Below are 2,911 nucleotides of genomic sequence, written 5' to 3' on the forward strand. Positions count from 1 at the left end.
GCATACGGTGGATGCCTTGGCAGTCAGAGGCGATGAAAGACGTGGTAGCCTGCGAAAAGCTTCGGGGAGTCGGCAAACAGACTGTGATCCGGAGATGTCTGAATGGGGGAACCCACCTAACACAAGTTAGGTATCTTGCGCTGAATACATAGGCGCAAGAAGCGAACCAGGGGAACTGAAACATCTAAGTACCCTGAGGAAAAGAAATCAACCGAGATTCCCTTAGTAGTGGCGAGCGAACGGGGACCAGCCCTTAAGTTGTATTGAGATTAGCGGAACGTTCTGGAAAGGACGGCCATAGTGGGTGATAGCCCTGTACGCGAAAATCCCTTTGCAATGAAATCGAGTAGGACGGGGCACGAGAAACCTTGTCTGAATATGGGGGGACCATCCTCCAAGGCTAAATACTACTGACTGACCGATAGTGAACCAGTACCGTGAGGGAAAGGCGAAAAGAACCGCGGAGAGCGGAGTGAAATAGATCCTGAAACCGTATGCGTACAAGCAGTGGGAGCCCACGTTGTTGGGTGACTGCGTACCTTTTGTATAATGGGTCAGCGACTTATTTTCAGTGGCGAGCTTAACCGAATAGGGGAGGCGTAGCGAAAGCGAGTCTTAATAGGGCGTCTAGTCGCTGGGAATAGACCCGAAACCGGGCGATCTATCCATGGGCAGGTTGAAGGTTGGGTAACACTAACTGGAGGACCGAACCGACTACCGTTGAAAAGTTAGCGGATGACCTGTGGATCGGAGTGAAAGGCTAATCAAGCTCGGAGATAGCTGGTTCTCCTCGAAAGCTATTTAGGTAGCGCCTCATGTATCACTGTAGGGGGTAGAGCACTGTTTCGGCTAGGGGGTCATCCCGACTTACCAAACCGATGCAAACTCCGAATACCTACAAGTGCCGAGCATGGGAGACACACGGCGGGTGCTAACGTCCGTCGTGAAAAGGGAAACAACCCAGACCGTCAGCTAAGGTCCCAAAGTCATGGTTAAGTGGGAAACGATGTGGGAAGGCTTAGACAGCTAGGAGGTTGGCTTAGAAGCAGCCACCCTTTAAAGAAAGCGTAATAGCTCACTAGTCGAGTCGGCCTGCGCGGAAGATGTAACGGGGCTCAAACCATGCACCGAAGCTACGGGTATCATCTCAGGATGATGCGGTAGAGGAGCGTTCTGTAAGCCTGTGAAGGTGAGTTGAGAAGCTTGCTGGAGGTATCAGAAGTGCGAATGCTGACATGAGTAACGACAATGGGTGTGAAAAACACCCACGCCGAAAGACCAAGGTTTCCTGCGCAACGTTAATCGACGCAGGGTTAGTCGGTCCCTAAGGCGAGGCTGAAAAGCGTAGTCGATGGAAAACAGGTTAATATTCCTGTACTTCTGGTTATTGCGATGGAGGGACGGAGAAGGCTAGGCCAGCCTGGCGTTGGTTGTCCAGGTTTAAGGTGGTAGGCTGAAATCTTAGGTAAATCCGGGGTTTCAAGGCCGAGAGCTGATGACGAGTGTTCTTTTAGAACACGAAGTGGTTGATGCCATGCTTCCAAGAAAAGCTTCTAAGCTTCAGGTAACCAGGAACCGTACCCCAAACCGACACAGGTGGTTGGGTAGAGAATACCAAGGCGCTTGAGAGAACTCGGGTGAAGGAACTAGGCAAAATGGCACCGTAACTTCGGGAGAAGGTGCGCCGGTGAGGGTGAAGCATTTACTGCGTAAGCCCACGCCGGTCGAAGATACCAGGCCGCTGCGACTGTTTATTAAAAACACAGCACTCTGCAAACACGAAAGTGGACGTATAGGGTGTGACGCCTGCCCGGTGCCGGAAGGTTAATTGATGGGGTTAGCGCAAGCGAAGCTCTTGATCGAAGCCCCGGTAAACGGCGGCCGTAACTATAACGGTCCTAAGGTAGCGAAATTCCTTGTCGGGTAAGTTCCGACCTGCACGAATGGCGTAACGATGGCGGCGCTGTCTCCACCCGAGACTCAGTGAAATTGAAATCGCTGTGAAGATGCAGTGTATCCGCGGCTAGACGGAAAGACCCCGTGAACCTTTACTATAGCTTTGCACTGGACTTTGAATTTGCTTGTGTAGGATAGGTGGGAGGCTTTGAAGCGTGGACGCCAGTCTGCGTGGAGCCAACCTTGAAATACCACCCTGGCAACTTTGAGGTTCTAACTCAGGTCCGTTATCCGGATCGAGGACAGTGTATGGTGGGTAGTTTGACTGGGGCGGTCTCCTCCTAAAGAGTAACGGAGGAGTACGAAGGTGCGCTCAGACCGGTCGGAAATCGGTCGTAGAGTATAAAGGCAAAAGCGCGCTTGACTGCGAGACAGACACGTCGAGCAGGTACGAAAGTAGGTCTTAGTGATCCGGTGGTTCTGTATGGAAGGGCCATCGCTCAACGGATAAAAGGTACTCCGGGGATAACAGGCTGATACCGCCCAAGAGTTCATATCGACGGCGGTGTTTGGCACCTCGATGTCGGCTCATCACATCCTGGGGCTGAAGCCGGTCCCAAGGGTATGGCTGTTCGCCATTTAAAGTGGTACGCGAGCTGGGTTTAGAACGTCGTGAGACAGTTCGGTCCCTATCTGCCGTGGACGTTTGAGATTTGAGAGGGGCTGCTCCTAGTACGAGAGGACCGGAGTGGACGAACCTCTGGTGTTCCGGTTGTCACGCCAGTGGCATTGCCGGGTAGCTATGTTCGGAAAAGATAACCGCTGAAAGCATCTAAGCGGGAAACTTGCCTCAAGATGAGATCTCACTGGAACCTTGAGTTCCCTGAAGGGCCGTCGAAGACTACGACGTTGATAGGTTGGGTGTGTAAGCGCTGTGAGGCGTTGAGCTAACCAATACTAATTGCCCGTGAGGCTTGACCATATAACACCCAAGCAATCTGCGTGAGATGAGCAG

Annotated in this window: 1 rRNA gene (only partly in view); it reads left to right on the forward strand. The window is 52.3% G+C overall.

The window, feature by feature from the left end:
- Positions 1-2,878, forward strand: a 23S ribosomal RNA gene (locus ALO80_RS27690) (it extends 16 nt beyond the left edge of the window).
- The last annotated feature ends 33 nt before the right edge of the window (positions 2,879-2,911 follow it).

The organism is Pseudomonas caricapapayae (assembly GCF_001400735.1).
Taxonomy (GTDB): Bacteria; Pseudomonadota; Gammaproteobacteria; order Pseudomonadales; family Pseudomonadaceae; genus Aquipseudomonas; species Aquipseudomonas caricapapayae.